Source organism: Amycolatopsis sp. A133, assembly GCF_031082405.1.
Lineage (GTDB): Bacteria > Actinomycetota > Actinomycetes > Mycobacteriales > Pseudonocardiaceae > Amycolatopsis.
Genome location: NZ_JAVHJU010000008.1, coordinates 214857 through 235776 on the forward strand (window position 1 = coordinate 214857; position 20920 = coordinate 235776).

A 20920-nucleotide genomic window follows, 5' to 3' on the forward strand; every position below is an offset into this window, starting at 1 on the left:
GCCCGTGTCGGGTTGCGGGAGCCCGCCGAGAAGCGGCGGGAGAATCTTCGAAGGTGGATCCCATGAAGCGGATGACGGTGGCGCTCGCGGTCGGTGCCCTGCTGGTCGGCGGCGCGGCAACGGCTTCGGCCACCCCGGCGGCGCCGAAGGCCCCGGACGCGGTCAAGGTCCCGGCGGGCCACCGGGTGCTGGCGAGCTACCCGGCCGAGGGGGTGCAGATCTACGGCTGCACGAACGGCGCGTGGGCGCTGCTGCAGCCCGCGGCGGTCCTGTCGAAGCACGGCAAACCGGTGGCCCTGCACAGCAAGGGCCCGGTGTGGACGTCCACTGTGGACGGTAGCACGGTGGGTGCGGCGGCGGCCGCGTCGGCGCCGCGCACGGGCGCGATCCCGGAGCTGCTGCTCAAGGCGAACCTCAACACCGGCGCCGGGATGTTCGGCGAGGTGACCTACATCCAGCGGCTCAACACGCGAGGGGGCGTGGCCCCGGCCGGAGCGTGCACCGACGGGGCCCAGACCGCGGTCCGCTATTCGGCGGACTACGCCTTCTGGGTCGCCGGATAAGCGGATGTGGTGCCCCTCCCGGTCCCGTAGCCTGGGAACGGGAGGGGGATCACATGGAGTTTTTCATCGGGCTCGGCGCCGTCCTCGCCGTGGTGCTCGTCATCGCGCTGGTCGTGGACCGGTCCGATCGCGGGCGCGGGGCCAAGCGCGGCATGATCACGCCACGCGGGCGCCGTCCGCGGATCGAGGACGCGACCTGGCTGGGCAACGACCTCAGCACCTACGAGCCTCGCGCGAGGCCGGACGACCGGCCGCCGCGCGAAGACGACGTCAGCTGACTCCGACCGGCTCTTCCTCGGCCGTGCGCAGGCGCTGCGAAATCACCTTCGTGATGCCGTCGCCCTGCATGCTCACGCCGTAGAGCGCGTCGGCGATCTCCATCGTCGGCTTCTGGTGGGTGATGATGATCAGCTGCGACGAGTCGCGCAGCTGCTCCAGCAGCCCGATCAGCCGGCGCATGTTGGTGTCGTCGAGGGCCGCCTCGACCTCGTCCATGACGTAGAACGGTGACGGCCGGGCGCGGAAGATCGCGACCAGCATGCCCACCGCGACCAGCGACTTCTCGCCACCCGACAGCAGCGAAAGCCGCTTGACCTTCTTGCCCGGCGGGCGCGCCTCGACGTCGACGCCGGTGGACAGCAGGTCGTCCGGCTCGGTCAGGACCATCCGGCCCTCGCCGCCCGGGAAGAGCACGCCGAACACCGTCTCGAACTCGCGGGCCACGTCCGCGTACGCCGAGGCGAAGACCTCGAGGATCTTCTCGTCGACCTGCTTGATCACCGCCTCGAGGTCCTTGCGGGTGTCCTTGAGGTCCTCCAGCTGCGTGGAGAGGAACTTGTACCGCTCCTCCAGCGCCGCGAACTCCTCCAGCGCGAGGGGGTTCACCTTGCCCAGCAGGGAAAGGTCCTTCTCGGCGCGCTTGGCTCGGCGGGCCTGGGTGTCGCGGTCGTAGGGCATCGGCGGCGGCGGGGTGACGTCCTCGCCGCGGTCCTTGGCTGCCTCGTACTCGGCCATCTCGCCCGCGCTGGGCGGAACCGGGACGTCCGGGCCGTACTCGCGGACGAGGTCCTCGAGGCCCATGCCGAAGTCCTCGGCGATCTTGGCTTCCAGGGTCTCCAGCCGCAGCCGCTGCTCGGCGCGCAGCACCTCGTCGCGGTGGACGGCGTCGGTCAGCTTCTCCAGCTCGCCGGTGAGCTCGCGGACCTTGGCGCGGACGCCGGTCAGCGCCTGCTCGCGGCTCTGGCGGCGGGCCTGGACCTGGTCGCGTTCGGTGGCGGCGCGCTGCACCGAGTGTTCGATGCGCTCGAGCGCGATCTCGCCGGCGTTGACGACGGCGTTGGCGATCCCGGCGCCGCGCTTGCGGGCCGCCGCGGCGCGCTCGGCGCGTTCGCGGGCCTGCTGCTCGGCGTGCGCGGCGCGGCGGAGGCCCTCGGCCTTGCCGGCGATGCTGCGCGCCCGCTCCTCGGCGGTGCGCTGCGCGAGCCGCGCCTCCATCTCCTGCTGCCGGACGACGGCCAGTTCTTCGACGGCCTGGTCGCGCTCGGCGGTGTCCGGGTCGTCCTCGACGGGCTGCTCGGCGACGGCGGCGAGCCGTTCCTCCAGCTCCGCGAGCTGGGCCAGCGCCTGCACGCGGCTCTGCTCGACCTTCGCGCGCTGCCCGGAGAGCCGTTCGACTTCCGCCTGCGCCTGGCGGGCCGCCTGCTGCAGCCGGCTGAGCCGCTCCGACGACCGGGCCTTGCGGACCTTCGCCTCGCCGAGGGCGTCCTTGGCCTGGGAGACCTCTTCGCGACGCGCTTGCTGCTCGGCGCGGGCGCCTTCCAGCTCGGCCGCGTACTGCTCCAGCTGGCGTTCGGCCGTGCGCAGCCGCGCGGCGGCCTCGTCGACGGCGGCCTGGACCTCGATCACGCTCTCGCGCTTGCCGGAGCCGCCGATCGCCCAGCGCGCGCCGAAAACGTCGCCCTCGGCCGTGACCGCCCGGACGTCCGGGTGCGCGGCCACCAGGTGCCGCGCCGACTCGAGGTCACCGACGATGGCCAGCTTGTCGAGCGCCAGCTCGACGGCGGCGCGCAGCTGCGGCGGCGCGGTGACGACCTCGCGGGCCCAGCGCGCGCCTTCCGGCAGCGACGGCCACGAGTATGTGTCCACAGTGGACTCCGGACCGCCGAGCAGGATGCCCGCGCGGCCGGAATCGGTGTCCTTCAAGTACTTCAGTGCCCGCAGCGCGTCTTCGCCGCCCGAGACGGCGACCGCGTCGGCCACCGGGCCGAGCGCCGCGGCCAGCGCGACTTCGGACCCCGGCTCGACGGTGAGCAGCGCGGCGACCGACCCGAGCAGGCCCGGCAGTTCGTGGGACGCGCCGAGCAGCGCGCCCGCGCCGTCCTTGCGCTTGAGCCCCATGGACAGCGCCTCGACGCGCGCCTTTTCCGAAGCGATCTCGCGCTCGGCGGCGCGTTCGGCCTTGACCAGCTCTTCGACGCGGGCCTTGGCCGCGTTGTTGGCCTCGACCGCGCGGTCGTGGCGGTCCATCAGGCCGGCGTCGTCGGATTCCTCCACGCCGCCGTCGGTCCTGGCCGTCTCCATCTCTTCGACGGCGATCTCGGCGCGCTCGGCGGCTTCCTCGATGGAGACGCTGAGCCGGTCGATCTCGTCGGTGGTGGCGCCGTTCTTGCTGCGCAGCGCCTCGACCTGGCCGGTCAGCTTGGCCATGCCCTCGCGGCGGTCGGCGATGGCGCGGACGGCGGCCCAGTGCGCGCGCTCGGCCGCCTGGACGCGCTGTTCGAGGTCCTCGCGCCGCAGCACGGTCTCGGCGAGCAGCTCCCGGGCCTCCATGACGGCCTCGTTGAGCTCTTCCTCCTGCTCGGCGACGCGCTCGGCTTCTTCGAGCAGCTCCTCGGGGTCACGGCCGCCGGTGTTCGTGGTGACGTCGGCGGAGAGGTGCCGCTGGCGCTCGATGGCGAGGCGGACGGTGCCGCGCAGCCGCTCGGCCAGCGCCGACAGCTTGTACCAGGTCTCCTGGGCGGTCTGCAGCAGCGGCGCGTCTTCGGCGAGCGAGGCTTCCAGCTCGGCTTCTTCGGCGGAGACGAGCTCGAGGTGCTGGTCGACCTCGGCGCGGCGCTGGCGGGCGGTGCGCTCGTCGGCCTCCTCGCGCGCGATCGCGTCGCGCTGGATGACCAGGTCGTCGGCCAGCAGGCGCAGCCGCGAATCGCGCAGTTCGGACTGGACCGACTGGGCCTTGCGGGCGATCTCGGCCTGCTTGCCCAGCGGCTTGAGCTGGCGGCGCAGCTCGGTGGTGAGGTCGCCGAGGCGGTCGAGGTTGCCCTGCATGTTGGCCAGCTTGCGCAGGGTCTGTTCCTTGCGCTTGCGGTGCTTGAGGACGCCGGCGGCCTCTTCGATGAAGGCGCGGCGCTCTTCGGGCTTGGACTCGAGGATGGCCGCCAGCTGGCCCTGGCCGACGATGACGTGCATCTCGCGGCCGATGCCGGAGTCCGACAGCAGTTCCTGGACGTCCATCAGGCGGCAGCGGTCGCCGTTGATCTCGTACTCGCTCGCGCCGTCGCGGAACATCCGGCGGGTGATCGACACCTCGGAGTATTCGATGGGGAGCGCGCCGTCGGCGTTGTCGATGGTGAGGGTGACCTCGGCGCGGCCGAGCGGGGCGCGGCCCGCGGTGCCGGCGAAGATGACGTCCTCCATCTTGCCGCCGCGCAGGTCCTTGGCGCCCTGGGTGCCCATGACCCAGCGCAGCGCGTCGAGCACGTTCGACTTGCCGGAGCCGTTCGGCCCGACCACGCAGGTGATCCCGGGTTCGAAGCGCAGCGTGGTGGCCGAGGCGAAGGACTTGAAGCCCTTGAGCGTCAGGCTTTTCAGGTGCACGTGCTGCTGACCCCTCTGGCCGCGGGTACGGGCGGTTCAATCGTCCCAGGCTACCCGGCGGCGTCCGGGGACCGCCGGACGCGCCCCCTCTCGGCGCGCCTAGCACACCCGGACCTGCGCCGGCAACACCACGAGTCACACCGGCCCCGGACGGCCCAAGGCGCCGCTACCGCTCGACGAAGCCGGTGAGCCCGCCTTTCGGCTCGGACCAGCGCTCCGCGACGTGCTCCACACTTCCGGGTGATTCTCCCGACCGTAACGCGGATAACAGCCGCTGACAGTGGTTCCGGCTACCCTCCGCTATCACCTCGACACGGCCGTCGGCGAGATTGCTCGCGCTCCCGACCAGGCCGAGTTCCAGCGCGCGGCTGCGCGTCCACCAGCGGAAACCGACGCCCTGGACCCGGCCGCGCACCCACGCCGTCAGCCGGGTGCGGGTTTCTTCCTCACTCACGTTCGTCCTCCCTTCCGGGTCAACCGACCGCACACAGTTACGGATCAAGGCCACTACCTGGGCGAATACCCGCACACCGGTGATAACCTCCCCGCCGAGGTCGCTCCCCCGCCGTGGGCGCACTGCTTTACCAGCACCAGCACCAGCGCTCCGATCCACGACCTCGACCGCGCCTCCCCGAAATCCCCAAGGAGCCTGTATGCCCCGCCCCGCCGGGTCGGATTCGAGCTCTCGGATCACCAGGATCGACACCGCGCCGCCCAAGAGCAGCAAACCGAACCGCACCGGGTACGTCGTGCTCGGGGTGGCCGGGCTGGTCGTCGCGACCGCGTTCGCCGCCGTGGCCGAGCTCGCCGGGCCGGGCCCCGCCACCACCGCGGGCGGCACGGGCGGCCCCGGCGGCCAGGGCACGGTCCCGGCCGGCGTCCGGACGCTGACGAACACCCCGTCCTCGGCCGGCCCGTCGACGGTCGGCGGCGAGCCGTCAACGTCGACCCCCACGTCCCCGAGCGCGCCGACGACGGTCGTGTCGGTGAGCCCGGACGGCAAGACGACCACCACGGTCGTCACGCAGTCCCCGCCGCCCCCGCCGCGCAACGACACGGGCAGCAACCCGCCGCCGTACACGCCGCCGGCGTCGACTTCCCAGCCGAAGCCGCCGACCACGACGAAGTCGACCCCGCCGCCGGAGACGACCCCGTCGACGCCGCCGGAGAGCACTTCGACCCCGCCCAGCGGCGGCGGCCCGAGCACCGGCGGCTCGCCGTCCACCACCTCCGTGTCGACCGGAAGCCCCACGCACGCGCAGTGACCCGCCGCTCCGGCGCAGGTTCGTGAAGGCCACCTCGAGGAAGTCGAATTTCCTCGAGGTGGCCTCCACGAACTTCAGGACACGGGGCCTGAGCTGTGGTCTAGTCCGGGTGGCCGGCTCCGCGCCTGCGGATCAAGGCCCCTCCGGCCGCCGAGCCCACCGCCACGATGGGGGCGATGATGCCCCCGCCCCACGGATCCGGCCGGCCCAGGGCGTAACCGATGCCGACGCCGGCGAAGTAGGCCAACGCGGCGACGGCGAGCCAGCGCCCGGCGCGCGCCCACCGCCGGCCGGCGGAAGAATCCGTCATCGCCACCACCGCCGGAAGAACAACGCCGCGTTGACCGGGAATACCGCGGCCACCGCCTCCTGGACCCAGCGCTTCCGAGCCGCCGGGCCGCCGTGCGGGAACCGCCCTCTCGCTCCCTCAGACACCCTGGCGAGGTACCCCACCGGCCGCGGGTTCAGACCTCGAAGCGGTAGCCCATCCCGGGTTCGGTCAGCAGGTGCCGGGGCCGGGAGGGCTCACGCTCCAGCTTGCGCCGCAGCTGGGCCAGGTACACCCGCAGGTAGTGCGACTCCGTCTCGTACGACGGGCCCCACACCTCGTGCAGCAGCTGCTTCTGCGCCACCAGCCGCCCGCGGTTGCGGACCAGCAGCTCCAGCACACCCCACTCCGTCTTCGTCAGGTGGACTTCCTCGCCGTCGTGGCGGCGGACCCGTTTCGCCGCCAGATCGACCGTGAACGACTCGGTGTCCACCACCGCGTCCGCGCCGTCCGCGCCCGCCACCGCGGAGCGGCGGACCGCCGCGCGCAGGCGGGCCAGCAGCTCGTCCATGCCGAACGGCTTCGTCACGTAGTCGTCGGCGCCCGCGTCGAGGGCCTCGACCTTGTCCGCCGAATCGCCGCGGGCGGACAGGACGATGATCGGGACCGTCGTCCAGCCGCGCAGGCCGGCGATCACCTCCGTGCCGTCGAGGTCGGGCAGGCCGAGGTCGAGCACGACGACGTCGGGCTTGGTCTCGGCGACCGCCTTGAGCGCGGCGGTGCCGTCGTGCGCGGTGATCACCTTGTAGCCGCGGGCGGTCAGGTTGATCCGCAGTGCCCGCACGATCTGCGGCTCGTCGTCCACCACCAGGACGGTGGCACCCGGGTCGCTCATCGCACCCCCTCCTCTTCGCGTTCCGCACTTTCGCGTTCCACGCTGAAAGCGGGCAGTGACACGACGACCGTGAGCCCGCCGCCCGGGGTGTCCTCCGCGCGGATCGTGCCGCCCATCGCTTCGGTGAACCCCTTGGCCACCGACAGGCCCAGCCCGACGCCGGGGGTGGTGTCCCGGTCGCCGCCGAGCCGCTGGAACGGCGCGAACGCCGAGTCCGCGGCGCCCTTCCGCAGTCCCTTGCCGTGGTCGACGATCCGCAGCTCGACCTGGCCGGAGTGGGCGCTGGCCCGTGCCGACACCGGCGCGCCGCCGTGGCGCAGGGCGTTGTCCAGGACGTTCGCCACCACCCGTTCCAGCAGGCCGGGGTCGGCGAGCACCGACGGCAGCCGGTCGTCGACCGCGACCCGCACGTCGTCCGAATCGTCCACAGTGGACAGCGCGTGCGCGACGACCTCGTCGTAGCCGACCGGACGCAGGTGCGGCCGGACCGCGCCGGTGGCCAGCCGCGACGAATCGAGGAGGTTGTCGATCAGCCCGGCGAGCCGGTCGGCGGACAGCTCGATGGCCTCCATCAGCTCCGCGGTGTCCTCTTCGGACAGGGCCAGGTCGGGTGCGCGCAGGCTGCCGATCGACGCCTTGATCGACGTCAGCGGCGTGCGCAGGTCGTGCCCGACCGCGGACAGCAGCGTCGTGCGCAGCTCGGTCGCCTCGGCCTTGCGCTCGGCGCGCGCCGCCGCGGCCGCGTCCCGCTGCTGCCGCAGGGCCAGGAACGCCTGTCCCGCCACGGCTTCCAGGACCCGCCGGTCGGCCGCCGGCAGCGCCCGCCCGCGCAGGGTCAGGTGGACGTCGGCGGTGACGGCGATGTCGGCGTCGGCCTCGTCCGGGTCGGCGCACGGGTGCTCCCCTGCGGTCGCCACGCACTGCCACACGCCATCCTGCTTCTCCAGCAGGGTCACCGACGTCAGCGCGAAGTTCTCGCGCACCTTGGCCAGCAGCCGCTCGATCGGGTCGGTGTGGGTGAGCACGGTCCGGGCGTAGGACGCCAGCAGCGCCGCCTCGGTCCGCGCCCGCGCCGCCTGGGCGGCCCGGCGCGCGGCCTGGTCGACGACCAGCGCGACGAGCACCGCGACCACGACCATCGCGATCAGCGTCACCAGGTTCTGCGGGGTGTGCACGTTCAGCGTGTACAGCGGCGGCGTGAAGAAGAAGTTGAGCAGCCCGGCGCCCAGCACGGCGGCGACCAGGGCCGGGCCGAGGCCGCCGACCAGCGCGACGACGACCGTGGCCAGGACGTAGGCGATGACGTCGGTGGCGAAGTCGAGCCCGCTCGGCAGGTACACGCCGACGAGGGTGACCAGCACCGGCAGCACGAGGCCCAGCACCCAGCCCGTCACCAGCCTCGACAGCCCCAGCGGGCTCACGGCCAGCCCGGCCCGCAGGCGCCCGCCCGCCTCGGAGTGGGTGACCATGTGCACGTCGATCGGCCCGGACCGGCGGACCACCGAAGCGCCGATGCCCTCGTCGAACAGCCGCGCCACGCGGGAGCGGCGCGAGGTCCCGATCACCAGCTGGGTCGCGTTGACGCCGCGGGCGAAGTCCAGCAGCGCGGCCGGCACGTCGTCGCCGACGACCGTGTGGAACGTCGCGCCCACCTCCTCGGCGAGCTTGCGGCAGCGGGCCATCGCGGCCGGGCTGGCTTTGTGGGAGTACCGCCCGGCCAGGCCGTCGCCACCGAGGATGTGCACCACCTGTAGCTCGGCGCCGGCCCGGGTGGCGATCCGGCTGGCCCGGCGGATGAGCGTCTCGCTCTCCGGGCCGCCGGTGATCGAGGCGACAACGCGTTCGCGTGCCTCCCACGTGTCGGTGATCCGCTGCTCGGCGCGGTAGCGCTGCAGGGCGACGTCGACCTGGTCGGCCACCCACAGCAGCGCCAGTTCGCGGAGGGCGGTGAGGTTGCCGGGCCGGAAGTAGTTGCCGAGCGCGGCGTCGATCCGCTCGGCCGGGTAGACGTTGCCGTGGGCGAGCCGCCGCCGCAGGGCCTCGGGGGTGATGTCGACCAGCTCCAGCTGCTCGGCGTGGCGGACGACCTCGTCCGGCACGGTCTCCTGCTGGGTGACGCCGGTGATCCGCTCGACGACGTCGTTGAGGCTCTGCAGGTGCTGCACGTTGACCGTGGACAGCACGTCGATGCCGGCCTCCAGCAGAGCGTGCACGTCCTGCCAGCGCTTGGCGTTGCGCGAGCCGGGCACGTTGGTGTGCGCGAGCTCGTCGACCACGGCGACCTCGGGCGCGCGGGCCAGGACGGCGTCGAGGTCCATCTCGTCGAATTCGCGGCCGCGGTGCCCGGCGCGCCGCCGCGGGACGACCTCCAGGCCGTCCAGCAGCTGCGCGGTCTTCGCGCGCCCGTGCGTCTCCACCAGGCCGACGACGACGTCGGTGCCGCGGTCCAGGCGCCGCCGCGCTTCGCCGAGCATGGCGAAGGTCTTGCCGACGCCCGGGGCCGCGCCGAGGTAGATCCTCAGCTCTCCCCGGCGCGGCCTGTTCTCGGTGGTCACGGTGTCAGTGTGCCCCTCCGGCCGCGGCGCGCACGGCCAAGTTGAGCGGGAGCACAGTCACGCCGGGGACGCCGATCCCCGCCCCGCTCGTGCTCTGCTCGATCAGCTGTTTCACCCGGTCGAGGGGTAGGCCGGTGTTCCGCGCGACCCGCGGTGCCTGCAGCTCGGCGTAGGCGACGCTGATCGCCGGGTCGAGGCCCGAGCCCGACGCCGTCACCGCGTCCGGTGGTACCTGATCGGGCGACACGCCTTCGCGCTCGGCGACCACCGCCTTGCGCTGCTCGATCGTCTTCACGAGGTCTTTGTTGTCCGGGCCCTTGTTGGACGCACCGGACGGCATGTCCGGGCCGACCGCCGAGGGGCGGGTGTGGAACCACGGGTCGTGCGCGGGGTCGGCGGGCACCGGGTCGACGCCGATGAGCGACGACCCCACGGCCTGCCCGTTCTGCGTCACGATCGAGCCTTCGGCGTTCCCCTCCAAGCCGGGGACGCGGGCGATCGCCCACACCGACAGGGGGTAGAGGAGCCCGAGCAGGACCGTCATGACGAGCAGGACGCGCAGCCCGGCCCAGGTCTGCTTGACGAGTGTGTTCACTTCGAGGTCACCCGATTCCAGGGATGAGGCGCACCAGCAGGTCGATCAGCCAGATCCCGAGGAAGGGGCTGACGATCCCGCCGAGGCCGTAGACGAGCAGGTTGCGGCGCAGCAGGGCCGAGGCCGACGACGGCTTGTACCGCACGCCGCGCAGGGCCAGCGGGATCAGCACGACGATGATCAGCGCGTTGAAGACGACCGCGGAGAGGATCGCCGATTTCGGCGTGGCCAGGTGCATGACGTTCAGCCCGCCCAGCTGGGCGTAGATGCCGGTGAACATCGCGGGCAGGATCGCGAAGTACTTGGCCAGGTCGTTCGCGACGCTGAACGTGGTCAGCGCGCCGCGGGTGATCAGCAGCTGCTTGCCGATCGCGACGATTTCGATCAGCTTCGTCGGGTCGCTGTCGAGGTCGACCATGTTCCCGGCCTCCTTGGCGGCCGAGGTGCCGGTGTTCATCGCGACGCCGACGTCGGCCTGGGCGAGGGCGGGAGCGTCGTTGGTGCCGTCGCCGGTCATCGCGACCAGCCGCCCGCCTTCCTGCTCCTGCTTGATGAGCGCCATCTTGTCCTCGGGCTTGGCCTCGGCGAGGTAGTCGTCGACGCCGGCGTCCGCGGCGATGGCCTTCGCGGTGAGCGGGTTGTCGCCGGTGATCATCACCGTCTTGATGCCCATCGAGCGCAGTTCGGCGAAGCGCTCCTTCATGCCCGGCTTGACGACGTCGGAGAGCCGGATCACCCCGCGCACCACGGCGTCCTCGGCGACGACCAAGGGCGTGCCGCCCTGGGCGCTGATCTCGTCGACCACGCGCTCGGTCTCGTCGGGGAATTCGCCGCCGTTGTCCCGCACCCACGCGCGGACCGCACTCGCCGCGCCCTTGCGGATCCGCCGGCTCCCGATGTCGAGGCCGCTCATCCGCGTCTGCGCGGTGAAGGGGACGAACTCGCCGGATTCGTCCTGGGCCGCGTAGCCCGACGTCAGCTCGACGACGCTGCGGCCTTCGGGCGTCTCGTCGGCCAGGCTGGCCAGCCGCGCGGCGCGGGCGAGTTCGTCCATCGTGGACGTACCCACCGGGATCAGCTCGGTGGCGCGGCGGTTGCCGAAGGTGATCGTGCCGGTCTTGTCGAGCAGCAGCGTCGAGACGTCGCCCGCGGCTTCCACCGCACGGCCGCTCGTCGCCAGGACGTTGCGCTGGACCAAGCGGTCCATGCCCGCGATGCCGATGGCGCTCAGCAGCGCGCCGATCGTCGTCGGGATGAGGCACACCAGCAGCGCGGTCAGCACGATCACGGATTGCTCGGACCCGGAGTAGCGGGCCATCGGCTGCAGCGCCACGACGGCGAGCAGGAAGATGATCGTCAGGGTCGAGAGCAGGATGGTCAGCGCGATCTCGTTCGGCGTCTTCTGCCGGGAAGCGCCCTCCACCAACGCGATCATGCGGTCCACGAAGGACTCGCCCGGCTTGGTCGTGATCTTGACGACGACCCGGTCGCTCAGCACCGTTGTGCCGCCGGTGACGGCGCTGCGGTCGCCGCCGGACTCACGGATGACCGGGGCCGACTCGCCGGTGATGGCCGATTCGTCGACGGTCGCGATGCCCTCGACGACGTCGCCGTCGCCCGGGATCACCTGGCCCGCCTCGACGACGACCAGGTCGCCGATCTTCAGCTCGACCCCGGGCACCTGCTCCTCCCCGGCCTCGGTGAGGCGCCGGGCGACGGTCTCCTTCTTCGACTTCCGCAGCGATTCCGCCTGCGCCTTGCCGCGCCCTTCCGCGACGGCTTCGGCGAGGTTCGCGAAGACGACCGTGAACCACAGCCAGACGGCGATCAGGATCGTGAACACGCTCGGGTCGGTGACGGCGAAGACGGTGGTGAGCGCGGACCCCACCCACACCACGAACATCACCGGGTTGCCGAGCTGGTGCTTCGGGTGCAGCTTCCGCAGCGCTTCCGGCAGCGACGTCCAGAGCTGACGCGGGCTGAAGACCCCCGCGCCGACCCGGCCCGGCGTCCCGGCGGCGGGAGTCACCTGCGGTCGTTCTTCGGTGACGGTCATGCGAGTGCCTCCGCGATGGGCCCGAGCGCGAGCGCCGGGATGAACGTGAGGGCCGCGACGAGCACCACCGTGCCGGTGAGCAGGGTGGCGAACAGCGGCCCGGTGGTGGGCAGGGTGCCCGCGGTTTCCGGCACCTTGCGCTGCGCGGCCAGGGAACCGGCCAGGCAGAGCACGGCGAGGATCGGCACGAACCGGCCGGCCGCCATGGCAACGCCGAACGACGACTGGAACCAGCCGCTCGTCGCGGTCAGCCCGCCGAACGCGCTGCCGTTGTTGTTGCCAGTCGACGCGTAGCCGTAGAGAACCTCGGAGAGGCCGTGCGCGCCGGAGTTGCCCAGCGCACCGGCCGTGCCCGGCAGCAGCAAGGCGATCCCGGAGCCGAGGAGCACAACCGTCGGCATCGCCAGCATGGCGATCGCCGCGCACGTGACCTCGCGCCGGCCGAGCTTCTTGCCCAGGTACTCCGGGGTCCGCCCGACCATCAGCCCGGCCAGGAACATCGCGATGATCGCCAGCACGAGGATGCCGTAGAGGCCGGTGCCGACGCCGCCGGGCGAGATCTCGCCGTAGAGCATGTTCAGCAGCGGGCCCCCACCGCCGAGCCCGGACAGGCTGTCGTGCGCGCCGTTCACCGCGCCGGTGGACGTGCCGGTGGTGGTGTCGGCGAAGAGCGACGTCAGCCCGATGCCGAAGCGCTGTTCCTTGCCTTCCATGCCGGCGCCCGCGGCCAGCGCGGCCGGGTTGCTCGCGTGCGCTTCGGAGAGCCAGATGAGCGCCAGCGAAGCCGCCCACAGCAACCCCATCACGCTCAGCAGGACGTACCCCTGGCGGCGGTGGCCGACCAGCGTGCCGAACGCGCGGGTCAGGCTGACCGGGATGACCAGGATCAGGAACAGCTGGACCAGGTTCGACCAGGCGGTGGGGTTCTCGAACGGGTGCGCGGAGTTGGCGTTGAAGATGCCGCCGCCGTTGGTGCCCAGTTCCTTGATCGCCTCCTGGCTCGCCGCCGGGGCGAGCGCGAGGGTGCCCGGGCTGCCGTCGGGGTTCGTGACGGCGACGCCGGCCTTGAGGCTCTGCACGACCCCCAGCGCGACCAGCACGATCGCGAACCCGAACGCCATCGGCAGCAGGACCCGGATCGTGCCGCGGGTGAGGTCCACCCAGAAGTTGCCGAGCCGGTCGGTCTTCGCCCGGACGAAGCCCCGCGTCACCGCGATCGCCACGGCCAGGCCGACGCCCGCCGACAGGAAGTTCTGCACGGTCAGCCCGGCCATCTGCACGAAGTGACCCATCGTCGTCTCGGGGACGTAGGACTGCCAGTTCGTGTTGGTGACGAAGGAGACCGCCGTGTTGAACGCGACGCCGGGACTCACCGCGCCGCGGCCCAGGCTCCACGGCAGCAGCGGCTGCAGCCGCTGCAGGAGGTAGAGCAGGACGACCGAGACGAACGAGAAGCCGAGCACGCCCGCGGCGTAGGTCGGCCACCGCTGCTCGGAGTCCGGGTTGACCCGGAAGAGCCGGTAGAGGCCCTTCTCGAGCTTCAGGTGCTTCTCGGTGGAGAAGACGCGCGCCAGGTAGTCGCCGAGCGGTCGGTAGACCACGGCGAGGGCGGCGAGGAGCAGGCCGAGCTGGATGAGCCCGGCCGTGGTGTCAGTCATTTCGGCCCCTCCGCGGGAAAAAGTACGTCGGGGCGCATCAGAATTTCTCCGGCCTGATCAGCGCGACGAAGAGGTAGCCGAGAAGGCCCAGTGCCAGCAGCCCGCCGACGACGTCGGCCAGGGTGCCGCTCACAGCTTTTCCAAGCCGCGCAGCACCAGCGCCAGCACCACGAACACGCCGATCAGCAGAACGGCGTAGAGCAAGTCGGCCACAGGCACCTCTCAAGACGGGTCACCGGGTTCGGTGACCGGACAGCTCACTGTGCGTCTCCGGAACCTCGTCCCGACCCAGGGCTGATGGCGCCTTGATGCGTTCCTGACGCACATTTACGCCGTCTTGACGGCGGGTGGCGGCGGTCACGCAAGCGTTTGCCTCGTTGTCACCGCTTGCAGTTGGTCAGTGACACGCAACACAACGCGTGACCGAACAGGTGCGGAACGTGCAATTCGGGCAGACAAGATCTTCGGGCCGTGTTACACCTGTGTTACCGATAGTTGTATCGGCTAAGCAATCTCGGGAGAGGGGTTTCTCCATGTGCGGTATCGCCGGCTGGGTGTCCTACGACGCCGACCTCACCCGCCGCCGGGACGTCGTCGACGCCATGACCGGCACGATGGCCTGCCGCGGCCCGGACGACTCCGGGACGTGGGTGCGCCGCCACGTCGCGCTCGGCCACCGGCGGCTGGCCATCATCGACCTGCCCGGCGGCCGTCAGCCGATGACGGTCCACACGCCGGGCGGCGAAGTGGCGATGGTCTACAGCGGTGAGGCCTACAACTTCACCGAGCTGAAGGAAGAACTGACAAAACTGGGCCACACCTGGGAAACCGACAGCGACACCGAGGTGGTGCTGCACGGCTACCTGCAGTGGGGCGACGAGGTCGTCGACCACCTCAACGGCATGTACGCCTTCGCGATCTGGGACGAGCGCGACGACCGGCTCGTCATGATCCGCGATCGGATGGGCATCAAGCCGTTCTACTACTACCCCACCGCCGACGGCGTGCTGTTCGGCTCCGAGCCGAAGGCGATCCTCGCCAACCCCCTGGCCAAGAAGGTCGTCGACACCGACGGCCTGCGCGAGCTGATGGCGTTCACCAAGCGCCCCGGCTGGTCGCTGTGGAAGGGCATGGAGGAGGTCCGGCCGGGCACGATCGTCACCGTGTCCCGCGACGGCGTCCGGACCCGCACGTACTGGAAGCTGGACGCGAAGCAGCACACCGACGACCGGGAAACGACGGTCGCCCGCGTCCGCGAGCTGATGACCGACATCGTGCACCGGCAGCTCGTCGCCGACGTCCCCCGCTGCGTCCTGCTCTCCGGCGGCCTCGACTCCAGCGCCGTCACCGGGCTGGCGGCGGCGCGGCTCGCTTCCCAAGGTGAGCAGCTGCGGACGTTCTCGGTCGACTTCTTCGGCCAGGAGGAGAACTTCAAGCCGGACGAGATGCGGGACACGGCGGACTCGCCGTTCGTCCGCGACGTCGCTTCGCTGGTGGGCTCCGCGCACCAGGACGTCGTGCTGAACCCGGCCGAGCTGACCGACCCGGAGGTGCGGCGCGCGGTGCTGCGGGCCCGCGACATCCCGGCCGGGCTGGGCGACATGGACACGTCGCTGTACCTGCTGTTCAAGGCGATCCGCGGCGAGTCGACGGTGGCGCTCTCGGGCGAGTCGGCCGACGAGGTGTTCGGCGGCTACCGCTGGTTCTTCGACGAGGCTTCGGTCAACGCGGACATGTTCCCGTGGATCGCCTTCCGCAGCGCGATGCTGACCGACCGGACGTCCATCTACACCCCCGAGCTGATGGGGAAGATGGACCTGCAGAACTACCTGGGCGACCAGTACCGCTCGGCGGTCGCCGAGGTCGAGCACCTGGACGGCGAGTCCGCGACCGAGGCACGGATGCGGACGATCTCCCACCTGCACCTGACCCGGTTCGTGCGGATGCTGCTGGACCGCAAGGACCGCGCGTCGATGGCGGTGGGCCTGGAGGTCCGCGTGCCGTTCTGCGACCACCGGCTGGTCGAGTACGTGTACAACACACCGTGGTCGCTGAAGACGTTCGATGGCCGCGAGAAGAGCCTCCTGCGGCACGCGACCAAGCACGTCCTGCCGGAGTCGGTGGCCCAGCGGGTCAAGAGCCCGTACCCGTCGACGCAGGACCCGGGCTACGCGGCGGCGCTGCAGCAGCAGGCCAAGGAGGTGCTGGCCGAGCCGGGCCACTCCGTGTTCGACCTGGTCGACCGGTCCTGGGCGCACCGGGTGTCCGAAGTGGACTCGGCGACCATGGCCCCGGCGGACCGGATCGGCCTGGACCGGCTGCTGGACCTGTACCACTGGATCGAGATGTACTCCCCGGAGCTGCAGCTCGACTGAGGTTCGCCGGTCACCGGTCGTGAGTGGTAAAGCGGGTTAGAACCCTCCTTACCACTCACGACCGGCCGCGGCAGACCCGCCGGCCGAGCCGAGCCGGAGTTCCGCGGTGACCTCGTCGCCTTCGGTGGTGAGGCCGGCGCCGAGCCCGGCCAGGAGTGCGCGGGCGCCGTGGTTGCCGGCGGTCGTCGAGGCGACGAACCGCGCCGCGCCGCTCGCCCGGGCCTCGGCCAGCAGCAAGGCGGCTACCTGCTTGCCGATTCCGCGGCCGCGGGCGTCGCGGCTCAGCCAGACGCCCGCCTCGACCGCGTCACCGTGGGGCTCCAGCCGGGCCGCGCCGACCGCCGCACCGTCGACGTCGATCACCCAGGTGCGTTCCACCGCCGTCGCCGGGTCGAGCGACCGGGCGCGGTGGAACGCCAGGAACGCCTCACGGCGCGCGGGCGGCCACCCCGGCGGGCCGTCGACCGGGGGCATGACCTCCAGCGGATCGGCTCCGGCTACGGCGGCTTCGAGCAGCCGCGCCAAGGCGGGCTCGTCCAACGGCGTCAGGCTCGTCACGCTCGCAGTTTCGCGTCCGGACGCGTGCGGCGCGAGCGGATTTTGCCCAGCGCGCGCAGGAAGCGGACGTACGGCGACCAGCGGGCCGGCCGGCCGGCCCGCCCGGTCAGCGCCAGTTCGGCCCGGTCGAGCAGCTGCTCCAGCAGCGCGTCGTGCAGCGGGCGGAAGAACAGCGGCCACGTCAGCCGGGCCCAGCCGTGCAGGGAAGCGGCCAGGACGTGGGTGAGGGTGCCGTCGCCCACGGAGAACTCGTGGTAACCGTGGACGCCCGCCGGAGCCGTGAACCGGAACCGCAGCCGGTCGGGGGCAACCTCCTCGAGCACGTAGCGGACCGGGCCGTGGCCGGCCGGCGTGCCCGGGACGCGGGGGCCGTCGAGGCGGGACGGCGGCCAGTCCGCCACCGGCCACAGGCGGTCGCCCGGGGTGCCGAGGGTGTCCAGGAGCTCGGCGAGTTCCGCCTGGGACGCCGGGAACCGCCGGGTGTGCACGTTGCGGACCATGGTGTAGCCCTCCCGTTCTGGAGACTGTCCTCCAGAACGTATTAGAGCATACTCTCTACTACATGGGCCGGCCCGCGACGCACACCACAGCGCAGTTCCTCGACGCCGCCGCGGCGTTGTTCGCCGCCGGAGGCGCCCGCGCGGTCACGATGGCGGCGACGGCGAAGGCCGCCGGCGCGCCGAACGGCTCGATCTACCACCGCTTCCCGGACCGGTCGGCGCTGCTGGCCCAGCTCTGGCTGCGCACCCTGCGCGACTTCCACGCCACCTTCACGGCCGCCCTCGGCGAGGCGACCGACGTCGAAGCGGCGGTCGCGGCCGCGACGAGCGTCGTCCACTGGTGCCGCAAGCACCCCGACGGCGCCCGCGTCCTCGACGCGGGCAGGCAGGCGTTCGACCCGAGCGGGTGGTCGGCCGAAGCCGTCGCGGCGCTCGCCGAGGCGGAACAGGAACTGCGCGACGCGCTGAAGCGGGCCACCCTGAACCTGCCGCCGCTCACCGGGTCCACCGACGAGGAGGTGGTGCTCGCGCTGGTCGAGATCCCGCGTGCGGTCGTCCACCGCTACCTCTCGACCGGCCGCACTCCCCCGCCGAAGGCCGTCACCCTGGTCGAACGCACGGTCCGCAAGCTCCTCAGCGCCTGACCTCCACCAGCTTCACCGGACGCCGCTCCCGCCTCGACACCTCGCAAGCCTCCGCGATGTAGAACGCTTCGAGCGCATCCGCCGCCCCGCACGGCGACGGTGCCCGGCCCGCGACGACGTTCAGGAACGCTCGCAGCTCCGTTGTGTACGCCGGGCGGAAGCGCTCCATGAAACCCGGGTACGCCGGCCCCGGCAACGGGGCCACCCCCGGCTCCACCGACCGCAGCGGAGCCCGGTCGTCCAAGCCGACCACCACGCCGGAAACCGAGCCCAGCACGTCGAGCCGCACGTCGTAGCCCGCGCCGTTGTAGCGGGTCATCGAGACCGTCGCCAGGGTGCCGTCGTCCAGGGTCAGCGTGGCCGCCGCCGTGTCGACGTCGCCCGCGTCCCGGAAGAACCGCTCGCCGCGGTTGGCGCCGATCGCGTAGACCTCGTCGACCTCGCGGCCGCTGACCCAGCGGATGATGTCGAAGTCGTGGACGCCGCAGTCGCGGAACAAGCCACCCGAGTGCGCCACGTACTCCGCCGGCGGGGGCGCCGGGTCGAACGTCGTCGCGCGCAGTGTGTGCAGCCAGCCCAGCTCGCCCGACTCCACCGCCGCCTTCGCCGCCGCGTAGCCCGCGTCGAACCGGCGCTGGAAGCCGATCTGGACCGGCACGTCCGAGGCGCCGATGCGATCGATGACGGAGAGCGTGCCCGGGATGTCCGCGGCCACCGGCTTCTCGCAGAACACCGGGATCCCCGCGTCGACCGCGGCGATGATCAGGCCCGGGTGCGCGTCCGTGGCCGCCGTGACGACCAGGCCGTCCAGCCCCGCGGTGAACAGCTCGTCGAGGGAAGCCGATTCGACGCCGAGCTTCGCGGCGGCGGCCGCGGCGCGGGCGCTGTCGACGTCGGCCACGACGACCGACTCGACCTCCTCGAAGCCCTTCAGCGTTTCCGCGTGCGCGGTGCCGATCCGGCCGGTGCCTGCCAGTCCCAACCTCATCGTGGTGCTCCTCCTGTCGCAGAACTGTGCTGGCGGTTCCCGATCCGGCCACAGTCACGGCCGGATGACTGCGCAGCAACGGTCACGTGCCGCTCGGGGGGCGGCCTGCTTTTGGCCCGATCGGAAACTCGGCGGTGGTCGCCCGGACCACCAGTGACGGGTGCAGCAGGTGCCGGACCGGCTCCGTGCGCTCCCCGCGGACGCGCTCGATCAGCGCTTCGAAGGCCAGCCGGCCCATTTCGGTGCGCGGCTGGTCCACCGTGGTCAGCGAGAGGTGCCGCAGCGCCGCGAGCGACGTGTTGTCGTAGCCGACGACCGAGACGTCCCCCGGCACGCGCAGCCCGGCTTCCTCCAGGGCCGAGATCGCCCCGACGGCGTTGAAGTCGTTGCCCGCCACCAGTCCTGTCGGCAGCTCGGGACGCGAGTACGTCGCCAGCAGTTCGCGCACGGCCTTTTCCCCGCCGGTGTCGGTGTGCTCGCTGCGCACGACGATCGGCTCCAGCCCGTGGCGCCGCATCGCCGACTGGAACCCGCGACGCCGCTGGGCCGCGCCCGCCGCCCCGCCGCCGTCGAGGTGGGCGATCCGCCGGTGGCCGAGGCCGACGAGGTGGTCGACGGCCAGCGCGGACCCCGCCTCGCCGTCGTCGTTCACGGTGTCCACCGTGGCCGCGCGGCTGGTCCGCGAGACCAGCACGACCGGGCACTGCTTGGCCGCGAGCTGGATCGATGCCGCCGGAACGACCGGCGAAAGCAGGATGATCCCGGCCGGGCGGAAGGAAAGCAGGTTGTGCAGGGCGTTCCACTCGCGCGTGGGACTGCGGCCGCCCGTGTTGAGGATCAGGTCGAAGCCCGCGGCCTGAGCAGCGGCGTCCAGGCCCTCGACGACGTCGGCGAAGAACGCGTTGCGCAGGTCGTTGACCATCACGCCGAGCACCGTGGACGTCCGGCTGGCCAGGGACCGCGCCATCACGTGCGGCTGGTAGCCGAGTTCTTCGGCCGCGCGCAGGACGGCGGCGCGCCGGACGTCGGAAACCTTCGGCGAATTCCGCATCACCAGGGAGACCAGCGCGCGCGAAACGCCCGCCCTGGCGGCGACGTCCTCCATCGTCGGACGCACGGCACCTCCCCTGATCTCGGAAAACTCGGACTTGACTTGCTGTGACCGACGTTACAAGATTAGAGCGCTCTAATCAATAGAGCGCTCCAACGGACCGACGGAGGCCCCTTGTGACAGCGACGATCCGCGTGGCCGCCGCCCCCATCTCCTGGGGTGTGTGCGAAGTCCCCGGGTGGGGCCGGGTGCTGGACGCGGCGACCGTGCTCGGCGAGATGGCGGAGCTGGGGGTGCAGGCCACCGAACTGGGCCCGCCCGGCTACCTCCCCCGCGACCCGGCCGAGCTGCGGGAGCTGCTGGGGCACCACGGCTTGACGCTCGTCGGCGGTTTCCTCGCCGTCGTCCTGCACGAGAACCAGGAGCACGCGCTGGCCGAAGCGGAAGAGTCGGCCGCGCTGTTCGCCGCGTGCGGGGGCGACGTCCTCGTCCTCGCCGCCGCGACCGGCCTCGACGGCTACGACGACCGCCCGCGCCTCACCGACGCCGAATGGGCGACGCTCGTCGACACGGCCGGGAAGATCCGCGACCTCGCCGCGGCCCACGGCCTGCGCACGGTGCTGCACCCGCACGTCGGCACGCACGTGGAGCAGCAGGCCGAGGTCGAGCGCTTCCTCGCCGATTCCGACCTCGGGTTGTGCCTCGACACCGGGCACCTGATGATCGGCGGGACCGATCCGGTCGAGCTGGCGAAGCGGTATCCCGAACGGGTGGGGCACGTGCATCTGAAGGACGTCCGGGAAGACCTGGCGGCCGAGGTCCGCAGTGGCCGGCTGGCCTACACCGACGCGGTCGGGCGGGGCATGTACACCCCGCTCGGCGAGGGCGACGTGGACGTGGCGTCGATGGTGCGCTCCGTCCAGGCCGCGGGCTACGACGGCTGGTACGTCCTCGAACAGGACACCGCCCTCGGCGAGGGGAGCCCCGACGACCTGCCCCGGCGGGACACCGGGCGCAGCCTGGCCCACCTCGCGAAGATCACCGACTCGCTTCAACCCCTGGTCCCGAAGGAGTGA

The 20920-nt window shown here is 72.0% G+C and carries 19 protein-coding genes; 6 read left to right on the plus strand and 13 right to left on the minus strand.

All coding sequences use genetic code 11. The features are described 5' to 3' along the window. Positions 1 to 62 precede the first annotated feature (62 nt). Both Q5425_RS11560 and Q5425_RS11565 read left to right on the plus strand, forming a co-directional pair. On the plus strand, positions 63 to 563 hold the full coding sequence (locus tag Q5425_RS11560; protein ID WP_308672152.1) for a DUF3455 domain-containing protein: 501 nt from the start codon (positions 63 to 65) through the stop codon (positions 561 to 563). Between the two features lie 53 nt (positions 564 to 616). Continuing rightward, positions 617 to 841 (plus strand): hypothetical protein, encoded by a 225-nt coding sequence (locus Q5425_RS11565; RefSeq protein ID WP_308672153.1) that lies wholly within the window; start codon positions 617 to 619, stop codon positions 839 to 841. Here Q5425_RS11565 and smc read toward each other — a convergent pair. Then, positions 834 to 4436 carry a chromosome segregation protein SMC gene (gene smc, locus Q5425_RS11570; RefSeq protein ID WP_308672154.1) on the minus strand — a complete coding sequence of 1201 codons (3603 nt, stop codon included), beginning with the start codon at positions 4434 to 4436 and terminating at the stop codon, positions 834 to 836. The genes Q5425_RS11565 and smc overlap by 8 nt on opposite strands. 166 nt (positions 4437 to 4602) lie before the next feature. Next, a complete protein-coding gene (locus Q5425_RS11575; RefSeq protein ID WP_308672155.1) occupies positions 4603 to 4890 on the minus strand; it encodes an acylphosphatase in 288 nt (95 codons plus the stop codon). 199 nt (positions 4891 to 5089) lie between these two features. Here Q5425_RS11575 and Q5425_RS11580 point away from each other — a divergent pair, with 199 nt between their 5' ends. Beyond that, the gene (locus Q5425_RS11580; RefSeq protein ID WP_308672156.1) at positions 5090 to 5701 is read left to right on the plus strand and encodes a hypothetical protein; all 612 of its coding nucleotides are present in this window, start codon (positions 5090 to 5092) and stop codon (positions 5699 to 5701) included. A gap of 100 nt (positions 5702 to 5801) precedes the next feature. On the opposite strand, the gene Q5425_RS11585 is transcribed toward Q5425_RS11580, so the two are convergent. The 7 genes from Q5425_RS11585 to kdpF form a co-directional block, all read right to left on the minus strand. Continuing rightward, entirely contained in the window at positions 5802 to 6011 is a 210-nt protein-coding gene (locus Q5425_RS11585; RefSeq protein WP_308672157.1) for a hypothetical protein, read from the minus strand. 154 nt (positions 6012 to 6165) lie between these two features. Beyond that, positions 6166 to 6864 carry a response regulator gene (locus Q5425_RS11590; protein ID WP_308672158.1) on the minus strand — a complete coding sequence of 233 codons (699 nt, stop codon included), beginning with the start codon at positions 6862 to 6864 and terminating at the stop codon, positions 6166 to 6168. Continuing rightward, entirely contained in the window at positions 6861 to 9419 is a 2559-nt protein-coding gene (locus tag Q5425_RS11595) for a DUF4118 domain-containing protein (protein WP_308672159.1), read from the minus strand. Before Q5425_RS11595 ends, Q5425_RS11590 begins: the two co-directional genes overlap by 4 nt. A gap of 4 nt (positions 9420 to 9423) precedes the next feature. Then, the gene (locus Q5425_RS11600; protein WP_308672160.1) at positions 9424 to 10014 is read right to left on the minus strand and encodes a potassium-transporting ATPase subunit C; all 591 of its coding nucleotides are present in this window, start codon (positions 10012 to 10014) and stop codon (positions 9424 to 9426) included. Positions 10015 to 10021: 7 nt separating this feature from the next. Then, the gene (gene kdpB, locus Q5425_RS11605; RefSeq protein WP_308672161.1) at positions 10022 to 12070 is read right to left on the minus strand and encodes a potassium-transporting ATPase subunit KdpB; all 2049 of its coding nucleotides are present in this window, start codon (positions 12068 to 12070) and stop codon (positions 10022 to 10024) included. Next, positions 12067 to 13728 carry a potassium-transporting ATPase subunit KdpA gene (kdpA, locus tag Q5425_RS11610; protein ID WP_308672162.1) on the minus strand — a complete coding sequence of 554 codons (1662 nt, stop codon included), beginning with the start codon at positions 13726 to 13728 and terminating at the stop codon, positions 12067 to 12069. Before kdpA ends, kdpB begins: the two co-directional genes overlap by 4 nt. A gap of 37 nt (positions 13729 to 13765) precedes the next feature. Continuing rightward, positions 13766 to 13861, minus strand: a complete 96-nt coding sequence (kdpF, locus tag Q5425_RS11615; RefSeq protein WP_308672163.1) for a K(+)-transporting ATPase subunit F — start codon at positions 13859 to 13861, stop codon at positions 13766 to 13768. 400 nt (positions 13862 to 14261) lie between these two features. Here kdpF and asnB point away from each other — a divergent pair, with 400 nt between their 5' ends. Beyond that, positions 14262 to 16103, plus strand: a complete 1842-nt coding sequence (gene asnB / locus Q5425_RS11620) for an asparagine synthase (glutamine-hydrolyzing) (RefSeq protein ID WP_308672164.1) — start codon at positions 14262 to 14264, stop codon at positions 16101 to 16103. A gap of 48 nt (positions 16104 to 16151) precedes the next feature. Here asnB and Q5425_RS11625 read toward each other — a convergent pair whose 3' ends face one another. Both Q5425_RS11625 and Q5425_RS11630 read right to left on the minus strand, forming a co-directional pair. Beyond that, complete coding sequence (locus Q5425_RS11625) at positions 16152 to 16661, minus strand: GNAT family N-acetyltransferase (protein ID WP_308672165.1); 510 nt, start codon at positions 16659 to 16661, stop codon at positions 16152 to 16154. Further along, positions 16658 to 17161: an SRPBCC family protein gene (locus tag Q5425_RS11630; protein ID WP_308672166.1), complete on the minus strand. Its 504-nt coding sequence runs from the start codon at positions 17159 to 17161 to the stop codon at positions 16658 to 16660. The genes Q5425_RS11625 and Q5425_RS11630 overlap by 4 nt, the downstream gene beginning before the upstream one ends. 62 nt (positions 17162 to 17223) lie before the next feature. On the opposite strand from Q5425_RS11630, the gene Q5425_RS11635 reads away from it, so the two are divergent. Further along, positions 17224 to 17805 (plus strand): TetR family transcriptional regulator, encoded by a 582-nt coding sequence (locus Q5425_RS11635; protein WP_308672167.1) that lies wholly within the window; start codon positions 17224 to 17226, stop codon positions 17803 to 17805. On the opposite strand, the gene Q5425_RS11640 is transcribed toward Q5425_RS11635, so the two are convergent. Next, a complete protein-coding gene (locus Q5425_RS11640) occupies positions 17795 to 18793 on the minus strand; it encodes a Gfo/Idh/MocA family oxidoreductase (protein WP_308672168.1) in 999 nt (332 codons plus the stop codon). The genes Q5425_RS11635 and Q5425_RS11640 overlap by 11 nt on opposite strands. A gap of 82 nt (positions 18794 to 18875) precedes the next feature. After that, positions 18876 to 19898: a LacI family DNA-binding transcriptional regulator gene (locus Q5425_RS11645; RefSeq protein ID WP_308672219.1), complete on the minus strand. Its 1023-nt coding sequence runs from the start codon at positions 19896 to 19898 to the stop codon at positions 18876 to 18878. A 122-nt stretch (positions 19899 to 20020) separates the two neighbouring features. Here Q5425_RS11645 and Q5425_RS11650 point away from each other — a divergent pair, with 122 nt between their 5' ends. Continuing rightward, positions 20021 to 20920, plus strand: a complete 900-nt coding sequence (locus tag Q5425_RS11650) for a TIM barrel protein (protein ID WP_308672169.1) — start codon at positions 20021 to 20023, stop codon at positions 20918 to 20920.